The sequence below is a fragment of the Cesiribacter sp. SM1 genome, from assembly GCF_020178975.1.
Classification (GTDB): domain Bacteria; phylum Bacteroidota; class Bacteroidia; order Cytophagales; family Cyclobacteriaceae; genus Cesiribacter.
In genome coordinates this window covers 1-16,663 of sequence record NZ_JAHXBU010000042.1, presented here as the reverse complement: position 1 = coordinate 16,663, position 16,663 = coordinate 1, and the positions used below count along the sequence as shown (strand labels likewise).

13 protein-coding genes and 1 rRNA gene are annotated in these 16,663 nt (G+C 48.1%); 11 read left to right on the top strand and 3 right to left on the bottom strand.

What is annotated here, in order from left to right:
- Positions 1 to 8 precede the first annotated feature (8 nt).
- The 7 genes from coaBC (at position 9) to KWJ01_RS06465 (ending at position 6,715) form a co-directional block, all read left to right on the top strand.
- The gene (gene coaBC / locus KWJ01_RS06495; protein WP_224995618.1) at positions 9 to 1,223 is read left to right on the top strand and encodes a bifunctional phosphopantothenoylcysteine decarboxylase/phosphopantothenate--cysteine ligase CoaBC; all 1,215 of its coding nucleotides are present in this window, start codon (positions 9 to 11) and stop codon (positions 1,221 to 1,223) included.
- Positions 1,213 to 2,211, top strand: a complete 999-nt coding sequence (locus KWJ01_RS06490) for a DUF4835 family protein (protein ID WP_224995617.1) — start codon at positions 1,213 to 1,215, stop codon at positions 2,209 to 2,211. The genes coaBC and KWJ01_RS06490 overlap by 11 nt, the downstream gene beginning before the upstream one ends.
- 136 nt (positions 2,212 to 2,347) lie before the next feature.
- Complete coding sequence (locus KWJ01_RS06485) at positions 2,348 to 2,596, top strand: hypothetical protein (protein ID WP_224995616.1); 249 nt, start codon at positions 2,348 to 2,350, stop codon at positions 2,594 to 2,596.
- Complete coding sequence (recN, locus tag KWJ01_RS06480) at positions 2,574 to 4,232, top strand: DNA repair protein RecN (RefSeq protein ID WP_224995615.1); 1,659 nt, start codon at positions 2,574 to 2,576, stop codon at positions 4,230 to 4,232. The genes KWJ01_RS06485 and recN overlap by 23 nt, the downstream gene beginning before the upstream one ends.
- Before the next feature lie 20 nt (positions 4,233 to 4,252).
- A complete protein-coding gene (locus tag KWJ01_RS06475; RefSeq protein ID WP_224995614.1) occupies positions 4,253 to 5,095 on the top strand; it encodes a polysaccharide lyase in 843 nt (280 codons plus the stop codon).
- Between the two features lie 86 nt (positions 5,096 to 5,181).
- On the top strand, positions 5,182 to 5,772 hold the full coding sequence (locus tag KWJ01_RS06470; protein WP_224995613.1) for a TetR/AcrR family transcriptional regulator: 591 nt from the start codon (positions 5,182 to 5,184) through the stop codon (positions 5,770 to 5,772).
- Between the two features lie 49 nt (positions 5,773 to 5,821).
- Positions 5,822 to 6,715 (top strand): alpha/beta fold hydrolase, encoded by an 894-nt coding sequence (locus tag KWJ01_RS06465; RefSeq protein WP_224995612.1) that lies wholly within the window; start codon positions 5,822 to 5,824, stop codon positions 6,713 to 6,715.
- Between the two features lie 84 nt (positions 6,716 to 6,799).
- Here KWJ01_RS06465 and KWJ01_RS06460 read toward each other — a convergent pair whose 3' ends face one another.
- Together KWJ01_RS06460 and KWJ01_RS06455 are read right to left on the bottom strand one after the other, a co-directional pair.
- Entirely contained in the window at positions 6,800 to 9,766 is a 2,967-nt protein-coding gene (locus KWJ01_RS06460; RefSeq protein WP_224995611.1) for a DUF2723 domain-containing protein, read from the bottom strand.
- A 166-nt stretch (positions 9,767 to 9,932) separates the two neighbouring features.
- Complete coding sequence (locus KWJ01_RS06455) at positions 9,933 to 10,433, bottom strand: hypothetical protein (protein WP_224995610.1); 501 nt, start codon at positions 10,431 to 10,433, stop codon at positions 9,933 to 9,935.
- A gap of 282 nt (positions 10,434 to 10,715) precedes the next feature.
- Here KWJ01_RS06455 and KWJ01_RS06450 point away from each other — a divergent pair, with 282 nt between their 5' ends.
- The 3 genes from KWJ01_RS06450 (at position 10,716) to KWJ01_RS06440 (ending at position 12,828) form a co-directional block, all read left to right on the top strand.
- Complete coding sequence (locus KWJ01_RS06450; protein WP_224995609.1) at positions 10,716 to 11,303, top strand: PepSY-associated TM helix domain-containing protein; 588 nt, start codon at positions 10,716 to 10,718, stop codon at positions 11,301 to 11,303.
- Positions 11,304 to 11,361: 58 nt separating this feature from the next.
- The gene (locus tag KWJ01_RS06445; protein ID WP_224995608.1) at positions 11,362 to 11,835 is read left to right on the top strand and encodes a hypothetical protein; all 474 of its coding nucleotides are present in this window, start codon (positions 11,362 to 11,364) and stop codon (positions 11,833 to 11,835) included.
- 126 nt (positions 11,836 to 11,961) lie between these two features.
- Positions 11,962 to 12,828, top strand: coding sequence for a RimK family alpha-L-glutamate ligase (locus tag KWJ01_RS06440; RefSeq protein ID WP_224995607.1), 867 nt, complete (start codon positions 11,962 to 11,964; stop codon positions 12,826 to 12,828).
- 98 nt (positions 12,829 to 12,926) lie between these two features.
- Here KWJ01_RS06440 and KWJ01_RS06435 read toward each other — a convergent pair whose 3' ends face one another.
- Entirely contained in the window at positions 12,927 to 14,972 is a 2,046-nt protein-coding gene (locus tag KWJ01_RS06435; RefSeq protein WP_224995606.1) for a hypothetical protein, read from the bottom strand.
- Positions 14,973 to 16,458: 1,486 nt separating this feature from the next.
- Here KWJ01_RS06435 and KWJ01_RS06430 point away from each other — a divergent pair.
- Positions 16,459 to 16,663: ribosomal RNA gene (locus KWJ01_RS06430) — 16S ribosomal RNA — on the top strand; the annotation flags it as partial.

The window sequence follows — 16,663 nt, the reverse complement described above, 5'->3', positions numbered from 1 at the left end:
TACCCTGCATGCTACACGGCAAAAAGATTTTGCTGGGGGTGTGTGGAAGTATAGCAGCATATAAAGCAGCCCACTTAACGCGGCTGCTGGTAAAAGCAGGAGCAGAGGTGCAGGTTATCATGACGCCCTCTGCTTTGCCTTTTATAGGCCCCCTAACCCTGGCAACCCTCTCCAAACGGCCTGTGCTGCATCAATACGCAAACACCGATACCGGCGAGTGGCACAACCATGTAGCCCTTGGGCTTTGGGCCGATGCCATGCTGGTGGCACCTGCCAGTGCCAATACCCTGGCAAAATTTGCCGGCGGCCTTTGCGATAACCTGCTAACAGCCGTGTATCTTTCGGCGCGTTGTCCGGTTTTTCTGGCTCCGGCCATGGACCTGGATATGTACCGGCACCCCTCCGCCAGGGCCAACCTGCAGCGACTGCAAAGCTGGGGGAACCACCTCATTGAACCAGAAAGTGGCGAGCTGGCCAGTGGACTGCACGGGCAGGGGCGCCTGGCCGAGCCCGAAAATATTGTAGCGCTCCTTGCGCAGCAGCTAAGCCGGCAATCAGGTATCAAAGAGCGGCTGCTGGGAAAAAAAGTGCTTATTACCGCCGGCCCTACCTACGAGGGCATCGATCCTGTTCGCTTTATCGGTAACCACAGTACAGGCCGCATGGGCTATGCCCTGGCCGAAGCTGCCGCAGCAGAAGGTGCCAGGGTGGTACTGGTGAGCGGCCCTACCCAGTTGCAGGTGCAACACCCCTCTATTCAGCGTATTAACGTACAATCGGCACAGCAAATGTTTGAAGCCTGCCATGCACACTATAGCAGCCAGGATGTCGTTATCTTTGCGGCAGCCGTGGCCGATTATAAACCAGTGGTGCAGGAGGAACAGAAAATCAAAAAGAAGGGTGAAAGCCTGGTGCTGGAGCTCCGCAAAACCGTTGATATTGCCGCTACCCTTGGAAAGGAAAAGGAGGGGCAGTTCCTGGTTGGTTTTGCCCTGGAGACCGAGCATGAGCAGGAGCATGCCAGGCAGAAGTTAAAAAATAAAAACCTGGACCTGATTGTACTCAACAGCCTGCGTGAAGAAGGCGCGGGATTTGGACATGCCACCAATAAAATCACTATTTTTAGTAAAGATGGCAGCCACAATGCCTACCCCTTAAAGCAGAAAGAGGCCGTGGCGGCAGATATACTGGAAGAGATTATTAGTAAACTAGATGTTGCTTAAACCAATCAATAGCATTGTAAATCATTTGCTGCAGGCTGTAAGCGCTGTAGTTTCAGTGCACATACAGATGCTGGCAAAAAAAATGCTGGTGTTAACCAGCCTCTTGCTGGCCCTTTTGGTAATAACTGAGGCACAGGCACAGGAGCTGAACTGCACTGTGCAGGTGAACGATGCCCAGATTGATGTGGCTGATAAGCGCGTGTTCCGGGAAATGGAAAGAGCTTTTACGGCTTTTATGAACAACACCACCTGGACCGACCAAAACTATGATTTTAACGAAAAGATTGATTGTAATATGCAGATTACGATCAATACCATGCCCAGTGTTGGTACCTATACCGGCACCTTGGTAATCAGGGCGGTAAGGCCGGTGTTTAATACCAGCTACACTAGCTCAATCTTTACCTTTGTTGACCGTGATTTCAACTTCAGTTATGTTGAGGCCCAACCCCTTGATTTCAATATAAACGCATTCAACAACAACATTACTTCCATGCTTGCTTTTTACGCCTATATGGTAGTAGGCATGGATAATGATTCGTTCGAACCCCTGGGGGGAAACTTTGCCTTTCAGCAGGCACGTACCATTGCGCAAATTGCCCAGCAGCAGGGGGGCATTCCCGGTTGGGATCCGGCAGCAGGCGGGAATGCAAGCCGTAACAGGGGAGCCCTTATTGAGGGGGTGTTTAACACCCGCCTGCAAACCCTGCGCGACCTGATGTACAATTACCACCGCTTGGGCATGGATACCTTTACTGCCGATGCAGAGGCCAGCAGAAAGATTATCCTGGAAAACATTGGTGCCCTCAAGCAGGTGCGCGATTATAACCCATCTTCCATACTGCTGATTACCTTCTTCGATTCAAAGGCTATTGAGCTGGCCAATATGTTTCAGCAGGGATCACCCCAGGTGAAACAACAGGCCTATAATCTGCTCACCACGCTCGATCCCTCCAATACCGAAAAATACCGGGCTATTTTACAATAGCGGGTGTGCGCTAAATTTTTTAGCAAAAAGTAAATTTGTTGGGGGTCAAGACCTACTGCCTTAGCTAAACATTTAGTAATTTTAGCTGCTTTTAGGGCAGAATGCTTTCTGCTGAAAGCAGTGTTCCCGCTTTGGTATGGCAAAAAAACAACAACGCATCAGGAGCCGTGATCTGGAAAGCTCTGCAAGCCAGTGGCTTGGGCGAACTTTCTCGGTAGTACTGCTGCAAGGTGCTGTTTTTGAGGTCTCTGCCAGGGCACTCGATAAAGGTTTGCTAAAGTGCAGGGATGCAGCAGGCCTGGAACACAATTTCCCGATTTCCGATATAAAAGAAATAATACTGAATTTTCCGGTAGCTGAGCATGCTCAAACATCTGCTGATTAAAAACTACGCCCTCATTCGTGAGCTGGAGATGCACCCATCGGCTCACCTTAACATCATTACCGGCGAAACCGGTGCTGGTAAATCTATTATGCTGGGTGCCGTGGGCATGCTGCTGGGGAACCGGGCAGATACCCGCGTGCTCTACGACGAAGAAAATAAATGCATTGTTGAAGGTACTTTCGATATCAGCGAGTACACCAGCCTTAAAGCGCTCTTTGCAGACGAAGAGCTGGAGTATGATAATGAAACTGTAATCCGCCGGGAGATTAGTCCCAGTGGTAAAAGCAGGGCCTTCATCAACGATACACCAGTTACACTGGAGGTGGTGCGCCGCATTGGCGACTACCTTATGGATGTGCACTCCCAGCACGATACCCTGCAGCTGGGCACCAATGCCTACCAGCTCAACATCATAGATGCTTTTGCCCAGACTGCTGCCGAGCTGGAGCGCTACCAGCAGGAGTACAGGCGCATGCGCAAACTTCAGCAGGCGCTCGACAGGCTTACCGAAGAGGCCGCCAACATGCGCAAGGAAGCCGACTACAACAGCTACCTGCTGAATGAACTACAGGAGGCCCGGCTCGATGGGTTAAACCAGCAGGAGCTGGAGGAAGAGCTGGAGAAGCTGGAGCATGCCGAAGAAATAAAAGTAAAACTTGCAGGCGTGCTGCAGGCGCTGGAATACAGCGACGAGCTGGCCCTGAACCCGCAACTGCACAGTGTGCTGGCAGAGCTAAAGGCTGTAGGCAAATATGCCGAAAGCTATCGCCAGCTTGCCCAGCGCCTGGAGAGTGTGGTGATTGAGCTCAAAGATATCACCCGCGAGGTAGAAGCCGAAGAAGGTGCCGTAGAGCTGGACCAGGAGCGCATTGTAGCGCTGCAGGATCGTTTAAGCAACCTCTATAAGCTGCAGCAAAAGCATGGCGTGCAAACAGCAGAAGAGCTGGTGCAGCTGCGTGACGAACTGGCCGGCAAGGTAAACCGTGCCGAAGGCCTCGACGAAGAAATTGCAGCTACCCAAAAAGAACTACAGGAAGCCCGCAGCAGGGTAGAAGGTGCCGGCAAGGCGTTGGGAGAAAAGCGCAAAGGCGTTTTTAAGAAAATGGTTGTTCAGATCGAAGAACTGCTTGGTGGCCTTGGTATGCCCGAGGCACGCCTGCAGATAGAACATAAGCCCATAGCACCTGGTCCGGTTGGTATGGATGAGGTAAACCTGCTCTTTACGGCCAATAAAGGGATGAAGCCCCAGCCACTGAAGAATGTGGCTTCCGGTGGTGAGTTCAGCCGCCTGATGTTTTGCGTAAAATACGTGCTTGCCGATAAAACAGCCCTGCCAACCATTGTGTTTGATGAGATTGATACCGGTATCAGCGGTGAAATAGCCCTGAAGATGGTGCGCATGATGCAGCAAATGGCGCAGGGACACCAGGTAATTTCCATCAGCCACCTGCCGCAGATTGCTGCAAAAGGCGATGCTCATTATTTTGTGTACAAAGACAACACTACCTCAAAAACCTTCAGCCGCATTAAAAAGCTAACGGAAGAGGAACGTGTTCAGGAAATTGCCAAAATGATAGGCGGCGCCACCCCATCTCCTGTAGCCTACGAAAGTGCAAGGGAGCTGATGATGAGCTAGTTTTAATTTTGTATACTATTATGAAAGCAACTGCCAGGCAAACTTTTATTACAGGAGCTGCTGTGGCAGTTGCTTTTGCATTTAGTTTAGTGTCTACTGTTGGAACAGGCTTTGAAGAGCAGCCGGCAGGAACTGCTTATGAAAAGCAGGCCTGGGAACAGGATGGTTTTAACGTTGCCTGGACCCAGACGCTGGAGAAAAATTCAGCAGTAGATGACCAGCAGGCATATGCAGGTAAAAACTCCCTGAAAGTAACGTATCCTAAAGGCACCTTTGGTCCGGGGCAGAATGGAGGCCAGGCCAAGCTGATGCTATCTCCACAAAAGGAATATTATGCTTCCTACAGGCTGCGCTTCAGCGAAAATTTTAGCTGGGGAGGCAAGCATGAAGGTGGTAAACTCCCAGGCCTGGCAGGTGGCGATAACTGCAGCGGCGGACAAAGCTGTGATGGTACCAATGGCTTTTCTGCACGCTTTATGTGGAGAACAGGGGGCAAGGCCGTGTTGTACCTCTATCACATGGATAAACCCCACCAGTGGGGCGAAGATATTGACCTTAGGCATGTTAACGGCAAGGAAGTAGTGTTTCCGAAAGGCGAGTGGGTGCAGCTGACAGAGCGTGTAAAACTAAATACCATCACCAGCGGAAAGGCAAATGCCGATGGAGAAGTGCAGGTGTGGTTTAATGGGGAAGAGGTGCTGGATAAAAGGGGCATCCGCTTTGTGAGCAATGGGGATGGGGTGGATAACTTCTATTTTTCAACCTTCCATGGCGGCAATTCTTCAGCATGGGCACCGCAAGAAACATGCTGGATCTGGTACGATGATTTGAAAGTTTCTGTGAACAGCTCAGAGGTACGCTAAGTATTTTCATTTTCCCGGTTTTAGCGCACAGCAATATATTACCCACACAATATTTGACTTTTAGATACCGATCGGTATCTTTGTGTATGCGTAATCCGGAAGTAACCAGGGACACTATTTTGCAGGAGGCGGGGGCTCTTTTCAATACCCATGGGTATAAAGCTACCTCTATCAGCCATATTACCGACGCAACTGGTTTTACCAAGGGCGCAATTTACAGGCACTTCAGGAGCAAGGAAGAACTGGAAAAAGAAACACTGCACTACCTTTCTTCTGTAATGTTCGGGAAGGTTGGTGCTGTGATCAGGGCACAGCCAACGGCTGGCGCTAAGCTTAGGGCCTTGATAGGTTTTTTTGAATCTTATGTCAATAATCCGCCACTGAAGGGGGGCTGTCCGCTGCTAAATGTAGCGATTGAGGCCGATGATGCGCACCCGCCCCTGCGGGAAGAAGCAAACAGGATACTTAGCACCCTGAAAAATTCACTGGTACACATTCTGACCAGGGGCATAGAATTTAAACAGATCAGGGAGGATGTTGATAAGGAGTTTTATGCCACCATCTTTATTGCCTCACTGGAAGGTGCTATTATGATGAGCAAGCTAAGGGGCAATAATGAAGATATGAAAAAGGTGATCCGTCACCTCGAACAACAGATTTCAGCCATAGAACTTTAAAAATTTTTTTAGCCTTAAGATACCGATTGGTATCTATCTTGATAACACTATGAAACAGACAATCACGAAACTGATAGGCGGTTACCTGAATACCGTAGCCAGGGTAGCACCAAAAACAGCAGGCCGTCATGGTTTTAATGTTTTCTGCTATCCATACAGAGCACCTATCAAACCATTTCATAAAGAATTTCTGGATTCTGCCGATAAATTCAGTTTCAAGTACAGCAATACCCTTATTCAGGGCTACCGCTGGGGACAGGGGCCTAAAAAGGTACTCTTCCTGCATGGCTGGCAGAGCCATAGCTTCCGCTGGAAAAATTATATTCAGGCGCTGCCTAAAGATGAATACACCATTTATGCCATAGATGCACCAGGCCATGGCCTTTCCCGGGGTAAATTCCTGACGGTAACCTTGTACAGTGCAGTTATCCAACAGCTTATTACCTCTTTAGGTGGGGTAGAAGCTGTGGTGAGCCATTCCATCGGTGCATTTTCTGCCATGCACGCACTATACGCTAATCCGGCTTTGCCGGTAGGTAAACTGGTAGTAATGGCCTCTCCCGGAGATGCCATGAGCTTTATTGATTTCTACAGGAATGCACTACAACTCTCTGAAGCCACAACCCTCTTAACACTCAATCATTTCGAAACAGTGATTGGAAAGCCTGTTCAGTATTTTACTGCCACCCGGTTTGCAGAGAAACTTACCCTGCCCGGCCTGATCATCCACGACAGGGAAGACAAAGAAGCGCCCTATGAAGCTGGTGTGGCCATACATAAAGCATGGAAAGGCTCTAAACTAATTACCACAGAAGGCCTTGCGCATAACCTGAAATCTCCTGATGTGGTAGCAATGGTTAAAAATTACCTGATGGATTCAGAGGTTCCGGCTGAAAGCGAGCGAAAAGGCAAAACCGCTAAAGAATCAAAACTGCTGCAATAGTAATACAGATGTTGCAGAGATATAACCTGGCAGGTCACTGTAAGGCCTTTCAGGTTTTGCCAAAAGGCTGGTTGTGGACTGGTGCTATAATAGCTGTTTCGCGTGGTTGTAGTGCCTGCTGAACAGCGCCTCATATTCTTTTGCTTTTTGTTCCACACCCATAGCTGCCATGTTCCGGGCCAGCTGGTTCAGGATCAGCAGGTTCTTTTGCTGCTCCTGCTGATCTGCTATATCTTCTTTCGCCAGGTACTCCAGCATTTCGTCGGCGCGCCCAGCCAGGGTATCTGTTATATGGTGAGCTTCTTTCTCCAGCCCAAGCTCCAGGAGCAAAGCTGCTGTATAAACCGATGAGAAGTCATATGGCACAGATTTGTCTGGCATCACCTCCAGGCTCCTAAGCAATACGTTTTCTGCCTCGTCGGCTTTTCCCTCTTCCAGCAGCGCTCCGGCAAGGGTATTAAAGCTGGCACGGTGGTTCTGTAGCAGGCGAAGATACTCTTCAGACAGATATACATCAGGATTATTCACTTCCCTGAAAGTGAACTTCTCCATCAGGTTGGCATACATTGCAGGCGTGTTCACCATCTCGCGCTGTGGGTCAGCATTCTGGAGGGGCAGCAGGCGATAGGCGGTACCCTCATGTACTACCCAGTTACTAAGGTCAAGCCCAATGCTCTGCAGGGAGGTGTTATTGAAGTAAATAGGGCGCTCCCACTGGTTGGTGCTGATGAGGTCCAGGATAAAAAGATCTGCTTTGTACAGTGCATTGTTTTTGATTTTGAAGACCATTTTATCGACCAGCATATCTTCTTTACCCGCTGGAATGATTCCTTTAGCCAGTACTTCTTCCTTATTGATGGTTTGTCCGATGGTTTTGCCGGGAATGGTGTTGAACACCTCCGACTGATGTTTTAGCTGGATGGCGGGGTGATTTTGCTGCACCAGCTTTAGGTACTGATCTAATGGCAGCGGTCCTTTTACGCTTTTATTCTCTACATGATAGATAATATCATTCAGGCCGCCCTCCTGGTAGTTCTCCTGGCTGAGGGTTAGGGGGAGGGGTGCAGAACTGTTCTTTTTCTGGGTCAGCTGGTTAATGAACCAGCCGGCATTCAGGTAGGGGAGCACCACCACCCGCACATCTGTGCGGAAGCCTTCCACCTCCTGAAGGTACCAAAGGGGGTAGGTATCATTATCGCCACCGGTAAACAGTATGGCATTGGGCGCACAGGAGGTAAGCATATTACGGGCCGAGTCTACGGAAAAATACCTGTTGGAGCGGTCGTGGTCATCCCAGCCTTCTGTTGCCATAAGCGCAGGCACCAGCATGCAAACAGATACCACCAGGGCTGGAATAAGCTGCGGTTGCAGCCTGTTGACTTTCATTAGGGCATGCCCCAGGGCATATACACCAAAACCAATCCAGATGGCAAAGGCATAGAAAGAACCTACATAAATATAATCGCGCTCCCGGGGCTCTACGGGTGGCGAATTCAAATAGAGAACCAATGCAGCACCCATGCCAATGAATAGCATTGCCAGCAGGGCAAAGCCTTTGCGGTCTTGCCTGTATTGGTAAAAAGCCCCGGTGAGGCCCAGTAGCAGTGGAAGCATCAAAAAATTATTGCGGGCTTTATTGCTTTCAAGCGCATGCGGTAAATCACCTTTAAATGCATCCAGCGGCGAGAGCCAGCCCGCATCACGACCATCGCCTGCACGACCGGCAAAATTCCAAAGAAAGTAGCGCCAGTACATATGCCCCAGCTGATAGTTGAACATAAAGCGGAGGTTATCGCCAAACCCTGGTTTTTCGTGGGGTTGTAGCCCCAGCTGCTGGCGATAAAGTTGCTGGTGCTGGGTTTGTACACTGTATATCCTGGGCAGCAGGGTTTTGTCTGCATCTGCAAACTTATACTCTGTTTTGTAATGAGCTACTTCATATCTGTGGGGGCCCTTGCGATATACAGGGGCACCTTTATCGAAACCTGCGATCTCTGCATCAAAATAGTTGCCCCACAGGAGGGGCCTGTCGCCATACTGCTCTCTTTTCAGGTAATAGATAAATGAAAGAATGTTGTCGGGATTGTTCTGATCGATTGGAGGATTGTAGCTTGAGCGGATCAGCACCAGTGTGTAGCTGGCATAGCCAATCAGGATAAATGTAAGGCAGAGTAGAGCTGTGTTAAGCAATGCTTTACCCTTTAGTTGTGAATAAATCACACCTGCAGCCAATGCAGCGAGTATTAATGCAATGAAAGTAATAATGCCACTGCCAAAGGGGAGGCCCAGCGAATTAACAAAGTAGATTTCAAAGCCTGCTGCCAGGGAGGGCAGGCCCGGGATTATACCTGAAGTAATAGCACCAACAAGCAGGAAACCCAGCAGAATGGCAGCCACAGCACCTTTGTAGGTAGTTTGCCGGTACTTCTTAAAGTACCAGATGAGGGCCATGGCTGGTATGCACAGCAGGTTCAGGAGATGTGCACCAATGGAAAGACCCACCAGGTAGGCGATCAGGATGAGCCATTTGTTCTCCAGCTGCTTATCCTTTATCAGCTCCCATTTTAAAGCAGCCCAAAAGACGATAGCCATAAAAAAGGAGGATAGTGCATAGACTTCCGCCTCTTCGGCAGAAAACCAGAAACTGTCAGAAAAAGCGTAAGCAAGGGCACCAACAATACCACTGCCAATCATCAGTCCTGCTTGCAGACAGGTTTCTTCACCGGGTTTTATCCTGCCCCCTTTACGCACAAGTAAAACAATGCTCCAGTATAGGAACAGGATGGTGAAACTACTGCTAAGCACACTTACCCCATTTACCCATACAGCAACCGATTCGGCATCCGGGGCCAGAAGAGAAAACATGCGCCCCAGCAGTAAGAACAGGGGAGCACCGGGAGGGTGGGGAACCTCCAGTTTATAGGCGGCTGCAATAAATTCACCACAGTCCCAGAAGCTGGCAGTGGGTTCAACAGTTAAGGAGTAAACCAGGGTGGTGAACAGAAAAAGAGCCCAGCCCGTGAAGTTATTCAGGCGGTAAAAATTATGCATAGTTTTTGGTTTAGCCGCTGGAGAAGAAGCTCTTAAAAGATGCAACTCCTGTACACGAAAGTACGGAGGCTAAACCAAAACAAGTGTTAACTAATGTTAAAGAAGGTTAAACCCTGCTAAAACGGGGGGTGCATCAAGGAAATGCAATAGATTTCCCGAATTGCTCTTAGTCCCAATCCCAGTCGCTTTCTTCACTTTCATGATTTTCCCGGAACTCATCCCAAAGCCCGCCGCCGGGGGTAAACACATATTTGGCATACAGGCCAGGTGCAAATCGTGACTCGCCTCTGGTAAAGCGGGCACGCATATCGATACCTAAGTAAACATTGGCCCATACAGAAGTCTGCAGCCCAAGCTTCACGGCTTCGTCTTTTCTGAACTCCAGATAAGGGCCAGCAGCCATACCGGCATATACAACACCTGCCTGAGCTTCGGAATAGAGTCTCCAGGCACCTCTTTCATAGTCAAAGCCCAGGTCTACGCCATAGGGTACACCAAATGCATTCCAGTAAGCAACTTCAAAGCCATAGCTCATTTGTGTTTTTCCACCGCCACCAAAATTCAGGTGAAACATAGGGCCGGCAGAAATCACGTGCTGAGCCTGCAGAGAACTGCCCGTTGCCATCAGGCAAAGGAGCAGGGATAAGGTTATAAAAAGCTTTTTCATGCTGAAAGAGAAATTAGCGCATCAAATGTAGCTTTTATTAAGATCTAAAATACAAGCTGTATGATAATCGGTTAAAATATATTGGATGAGGTACTTCTGAAGCTAAGTCTGCAAAATAATCATCATATAAGCTTCAATAGCAGAGGGCTGTTTTTTCAGATGAGCGTGCATACGTCCGGCCATGTTACCAGCCTTATATTAGAATAGTACCTGTTTAGTAAAAGCTGCTTATCTTTGTGGGCCGTTTTGTTAAGTAACCATGAGCATTCCATCACTACAGGCTTGAAAGCAGTAACAGAAAATATAGCGAAGCAAACAAGATTTTACCGGAACCTCCATAAATGGGTGGCCATTCCTTTGTTGCTTTTTATGTTGCTGATTGGTGTTACCGGCTTGCTGCTGGGCTGGAAAAAGCAGACCAGCCTTCTGCCACCAACGCAAAATACAACGGCCTCTGCTGCAACGGGCTGGATTAGCCTTGACAGCATCCAGCATATTGCCCTTAACTATTCATCGGTTGCGCTGGGAAAATCTTCTGAAATAGATCGTATTGATGTTCGTCCTGCTAAAGGGGTGGCCAAGGTAAGGTTTGCAGACCATTTTACGGAGCTGCAGATAGATGGTAAAACGGGCACAATCCTCTCTGTTAGCCACCGCACCTCTGACCTGATAGAGATGATCCATGATGGCTCCATTGTTGAATACCTGGTTGGTACAGGTACCGATGGGGTAAAGCTACTGTACACTACACTTGTTTCAATTGGTTTAATACTGTTGTCGATCAGTGGCTTTTGGCTCTGGTATAATCCCAAACGCATACGAAAGGCTAAAACATCGGCAAAGGTGCAAACTGCCAGAACACTGCATTAGCCGCAGCAGATACTATTTCTGCTGTTCTGCAGTTCTTAGATAAAATCGTAATTAACTGATGAAGAATATATCGCTGTTGTTCCTTTTGTGTATTGTTTCACTAAGCGCTTTTGCACAACTGGGAAAAACCAAAGCAGAGCTTATTGCCCAATACGGGCAGGAAAAGATAATGAAAGAGTCTGAAGGCCGGCCAGGGTATACGGGAGTTCTGTTCATGGTAGATTCCAGTACATTCCTGCAGGCAACCTTTAAAGCTGATGTAGCTGTAATGCTTAGTTATATGCATACCGACAGGCTCATTGATGAGCAGCAGTACCAGGCCTATATAAGTGAGAACTTGCCGGGATTCAACGCAAAGCAAAGCTGCGCACTGGGCAATAAAACGTACCTGCTGGATGCCTCTAAGAGCTACCTGGTTGTGGAAAACCACCAGGAGAATACTGAATCATTTCCCATCAGGGGGCTTATTATGGTAACAGATCCCGCTATTATCAGTAGTATGTCGGGCAAAATCAAAGAATATTGCCAGTAACGTAAAAGATAGCAGCCCTGGCTTTCCGGCAATGATAATTTTTCTAGTTTTGAAATATTGAGTCACATCTGTACTCGGGTATAAATTTTTGTGTAAACCGAACCCATTTAGAAAGAAGCACCAGCCATGAGGATTGCGTATGTCTGCTACAACAGCGAAGGGAAATATCCCATCATAGAAGAAGAAAATACCCTGTTATTAAAGTACCTGCAGCAAAAGGGGCTTGATATTCATAAAGTGATCTGGAGCGACCCTGCTGTTGACTGGCAGCAGTATGATCTGGCAGTGCTGAAGGCTCCCTGGGATTACTTTGATAAATTTCCGCAGTTTAAGCAGTGGCTGCACAAACTGGAGCAGCTGCAGGTAAAACTTTTAAACCCCGTGCCTGTGGTACGCTGGAATAGCGATAAGCACTACCTGCACGATATTGAAGAGGCGGGCCTGCCCATCATACCATCTGTATTTATAGAAAAGGGTGAGGAGCCCAACCTAGCAGCATATTTTGAAACCTTTAATACAGATACGCTGATCATCAAACCTGCGGTAAGTGGTGGTGCCAAAAACACTATTCTGCTTACCCGCGATACGTTGGAAGCTATCTCTCCCGGTATCCGGAAGCTGCTGGAGGAAGAATCCTTTTTGGTGCAGCCTTTTATCAGGGAGATTCAAACAGAAGGGGAGTGGTCGTTACTGTTCTTTGGCGGGCAGTACAGCCATACGATTCTTAAAACCGCCGCCACCGGCGATTTTAGGGTACAGCATATCCACGGAGGCAGCGTACACCCAATGGAGGCCCCTGAAGCATTACGTGAGCTGGCACAGCAGTATATCAATAAGTTTGCCAATGATTGTCTTTACGCCCGAGTAGACGGGGTAATGATAGAGGGCCGCTTTGCCCTGATGGAGCTGGAACTGATAGAACCCTACCTATACCTCTTTACTCACCAGCAAGGCTATGAAAACTATTATAAAGCGCTGGTGGAGCTGATGTAGGCGCTACTGCAGTAGAAATACTAACTATAAAACAAGAAGCTGGCCCAAAGGGTGCCAGCTTCTTGTTAATATACTCATATCAATGATTAGTGCCCGTTTTAACGATCGCGGCCATAGTCATCGCCCATGTTACGGTCACTTCCACGGTTGCTGTCTCCATTGCGGTAGTTGCCGTTTTCGCCGCCCCGGTTTCTGTCACTGTCATATCTGCCTCCTCTGTTGTTGCCGAAGTCCTGGTTAAAACCACCTCTGTCGTTATTGTCTCTATCCCAGCGGCCACCCTGGTTGCCGTAGCTATCGGAGTAGTTACGATCACGGTCATAATTGCCATAGTTACCACCGCCCCCAAAGTTGTTGTTTCTGTCATTATCAAATCTACCGCCTCTGTCGGTAGGACCGTCCCAGTTTCTGTTACGGTCATTGTCATTTCTCATATTAGTGTTATCACCATTACCGGAATTTCTGTCGCGGAAGGAGTTGCCATAGTTGAAGGAGCCGAAGTCCTGGTTGCTCTGGTACCCACCGCCCATGTTCCTGTTTCTGTCCTGGTTGCCACCACCATAGTTTATGTTGCCACCCTGGTTGCTGCCGCCGTCGAAACCAGAGCCGCCACCCCTGTTATCACGGCCTCCATTGCCAAAACCACCCTGTCCGCCACGTCCGTAGTCTGAGTTTCCCCAATCCTGGTTACGGTCGCCCCGATTCATGTTGTCTCCGCCATAGTTGCCGCCAGTGCTGGCACGGAAGTTATTGCGCTCATTGTTGTAGCCGCCGCCATAATCCTGTCTTCCGCTATCACCGTAGTTGTCTCTGTTTCTGAAGTCCCTGCCCTGGTTGTAATCTTCCCTGTTACTGTTCTGCATATCTCTATCGTTCCTTATGCTACCATAGTCCTGGTCAGAAGACTGGTTCTGGTTTCCGGAATCGCCCTGCCTGTCCCAGTTACGCTGGTTATAAGATCCGCCCATATTGTAAGCACCCCAAGCCTGGGAATTGCTTTGCTCCCCATGCATGTGCCGGTTCTGGCTTGCCCAGTTAGCGCCCTGCCCCTGGTTCCAGTGAGGGTTGTTACCCCAGTTCTGGTTATCCTGCCTGCCCTGGTGTTGATCATGGTTGCCAGAGTTCCGGTTTTGATCTTCTCTGTGCTGGCCCTGGCTGCCCCAGTGCTGATTACCGTCCTGTTGTTGCTGATTGCGGTTATCTGACTGCCTGTCATCTCCGCCCTGGCGGCTGCTTTGGTCTCTATAGCTTTTATTTTCGCCCCATAAGCCTCCGCGGCCCTGTTCATACTGGTTAGTGCTGCGGCCATAGTTGTTGCCCATAGCGTAAGACTCTCCGCGTCCATAGTTCCCGCTATCCCAGTTGGCCCCTGAACTGCCCTGTCCGCTGAACTCCCGTTCATTTTTACCAAAGCCAAAATCAGTGCCCTGGTTCCTTGACCCGCCCTGGTTTCCAAAATGACCTCTATCCTGGTTTTGATTGCGTTGGCCAAAATCGCTTCCCTCGCCCCGGAGGCTTCCCTGGCCGGCACTGTTCCCTTCGGTCCAGTCTTTATCTGTTCTGTAATCTCTGTTTGCTCCGGAGTTTCTGTCAGAAGTATTATTACTATTGCCCAGGTCCTGATTTCTGCTCATGTCCCAATTGCCTCCCTGGCTGCCATAGTACTGTCCCTGTGCAATCTGTATCGGGCTGTAGGCAGAAGAGTAAGGCGTCTGGCCAGCTCCGGCGCTGTAGCTTCCGGCATTTCCAGAACTTCCGCCGGACTCCCCATCATACCCCTTACCCTTACTGGAATCTTCTCTTGTTACCAGGCTTGAGCTGCTGCCCCTGTTTGGGTGTGAGTGGCCTACATTCCCCGAGCTGCTTTCAGTGTTTTGTCCAGGGTTGTCTCCTGCGCCTATTTTTCCGGTAGTGCCAGAACCCTGCTCAGTATTGCCCCTGGCCCTTTCGGTAGATAGTTTAGAGGCTTCCTGGGTTGTTCTCTGTTCAGAGCTGCTATTGGTGTTACTGCTCACAGATCCCGAAATATCAGATGAAGACTTGCCTGTTGTGTTTCCGGTTTTATTTGTGTCGTTTCCGGATGTAGTATTTGACTTGTTTTGGTCTTTATCAGATTGTGATTTATTCTGGTCATTAGTAGCCATAAAAATTAAATTTTAGTTTATGAAAAATCAGTTTGTCTAGAAGCTGCCTAAGCTCTCTTCAAAGAATTACTATTATTGGCCTCTTTGGTTTTCGCTGTATCAGCAAATCTTGTTTTCATGCTTACCCGTTATCAGCAAAGGTTATTTTCTGGTTCTGTTGTTTACACTTCATACATCTGGCCTTGCTCAATCAATACATAGCATGCTGATCCAGGAGAAAAACGCTGCCCGAGCACAGCCGGTTAGATGCTTCTCGGAAGCTGTGCCTTAACTGATGCTATTGGATTGGCAACAGCGCAGGTAGCAATGGTTGGGAGAATTGAGAAACAAGCAGAAACCACTCCTGCTTGTTGTGTGAGATACCAGTATAACAGCTTTGGTACGGCATGGTTTTCAATTAATTATTGAAACCATTGCAGCCTGGCAGCAGGCTTTTATGTGGGAGGAACTAAACAAAGATACAGTAGTGTTTATCCTTAGCTGTTTTGAAGCAGGGACATCTATTTATTGTATTGAAATCTTGTGACTGTTTCTGCCTGTAAGGAACTTCAGGAAAGGGTTTTAGTGTTAATTTTAAGTTGCCTGGGATAAAGCTTGGAAAACTGAACAGCCAAAAAACTTCTGAAAAGGGTTTTAATGTTGTAAATTGCTGCCAGATTCAAAAGCAAGAGTAACAGCTGGCTTTACAGTTCAGGATAATCAGGAACTTTCGGTACGATGTATGATGCTGTATTCCAGTGCGATGAAAGGTGTCAAAAAAAGATTTAAAAGTTTTTGATATTTTTCTTTTCAGATTGAAACAAAAAGGACTAGTTTTGTCCTTCTAAACAAGCAGCTGGAAAGAACGATTTCCGGTATGTTATTTGAGAGATAAATAATCGCAAGATCAGCATAATTTTCTTTAAGTATTTAGAAGAAAATTATTCCAAGAGGGAACTAAGAAGTTGTCATGCTGGTTTTGGATAAGCCTGCGGGAAATAAGCCAAAGGCCCTACCACTGGAGAAGTAAGACTAGATCTTCCACATCCACAAGAATCAGATCAGATTCAATAATAAAAGGAAAAGATTCTTTAAAAAACAGCAAGCATCAGGAACTAAAGCGCAAGCGAAAGGGGTTAATGATCTTGCGGCCATAAGCAATCTTGCTTATGCTAGGTAGCCGAGACAAGAAGAGTTAAGGCAGAAAGAGATAGAAACATAGCTACTATAATAGATAGTAACTACAGGAGAGGAAGCCTATTGAGTTGAGAAGACTCAAGAGAGGGAATCTGAAAAGTTCTTTGAATAGATGTTTTGACAGCAAACCGCTTAGTGAAGACTTTGGTCTTATTTACTGATGAGAATCAGCAGTAGGAACAAACTTCGTTAAGACACTTTGAGAGTTTCGGGATGCAAATGACACATTGTGTTCTTTTATTTGATCATACAGTTTACTGATAGGTCAGGTACAGAATGCACATCAGTTTAACTGATGTAAAGCACATATACAATGGAGAGTTTGATCCTGGCTCAGGATGAACGCTAGCGGCGGGCCTAATACATGCAAGTCGAGCGGCAAGTTTCCTTCGGGAGACCTAGAGCGGCGCACGGGTGCGTAACGCGTATGCAACTTACCCTATACTGGGGGATAGCCCGGGGAAACCCGGATTAATACCCCATGGCATCATTGAATCGCATGAGGATATGATTAA

Bases quoted from the DNA above. Each gene is read 5' to 3' on its own strand.
- coaBC (WP_224995618.1), top strand. From the start codon at position 9: ATGCTACACGGCAAAAAGATTTTGCTGGGGGTGTGTGGAAGTATAGCA.
- KWJ01_RS06490 (WP_224995617.1), top strand. From the start codon at position 1,213: ATGTTGCTTAAACCAATCAATAGCATTGTAAATCATTTGCTGCAGGCT.
- KWJ01_RS06485 (WP_224995616.1), top strand. From the start codon at position 2,348: ATGGCAAAAAAACAACAACGCATCAGGAGCCGTGATCTGGAAAGCTCT.
- recN (WP_224995615.1), top strand. From the start codon at position 2,574: ATGCTCAAACATCTGCTGATTAAAAACTACGCCCTCATTCGTGAGCTG.
- KWJ01_RS06475 (WP_224995614.1), top strand. From the start codon at position 4,253: ATGAAAGCAACTGCCAGGCAAACTTTTATTACAGGAGCTGCTGTGGCA.
- KWJ01_RS06470 (WP_224995613.1), top strand. From the start codon at position 5,182: ATGCGTAATCCGGAAGTAACCAGGGACACTATTTTGCAGGAGGCGGGG.
- KWJ01_RS06465 (WP_224995612.1), top strand. From the start codon at position 5,822: ATGAAACAGACAATCACGAAACTGATAGGCGGTTACCTGAATACCGTA.
- KWJ01_RS06460 (WP_224995611.1), bottom strand. From the start codon at position 9,766: ATGCATAATTTTTACCGCCTGAATAACTTCACGGGCTGGGCTCTTTTT.
- KWJ01_RS06455 (WP_224995610.1), bottom strand. From the start codon at position 10,433: ATGAAAAAGCTTTTTATAACCTTATCCCTGCTCCTTTGCCTGATGGCA.
- KWJ01_RS06445 (WP_224995608.1), top strand. From the start codon at position 11,362: ATGAAGAATATATCGCTGTTGTTCCTTTTGTGTATTGTTTCACTAAGC.
- KWJ01_RS06440 (WP_224995607.1), top strand. From the start codon at position 11,962: ATGAGGATTGCGTATGTCTGCTACAACAGCGAAGGGAAATATCCCATC.
- KWJ01_RS06435 (WP_224995606.1), bottom strand. From the start codon at position 14,972: ATGGCTACTAATGACCAGAATAAATCACAATCTGATAAAGACCAAAAC.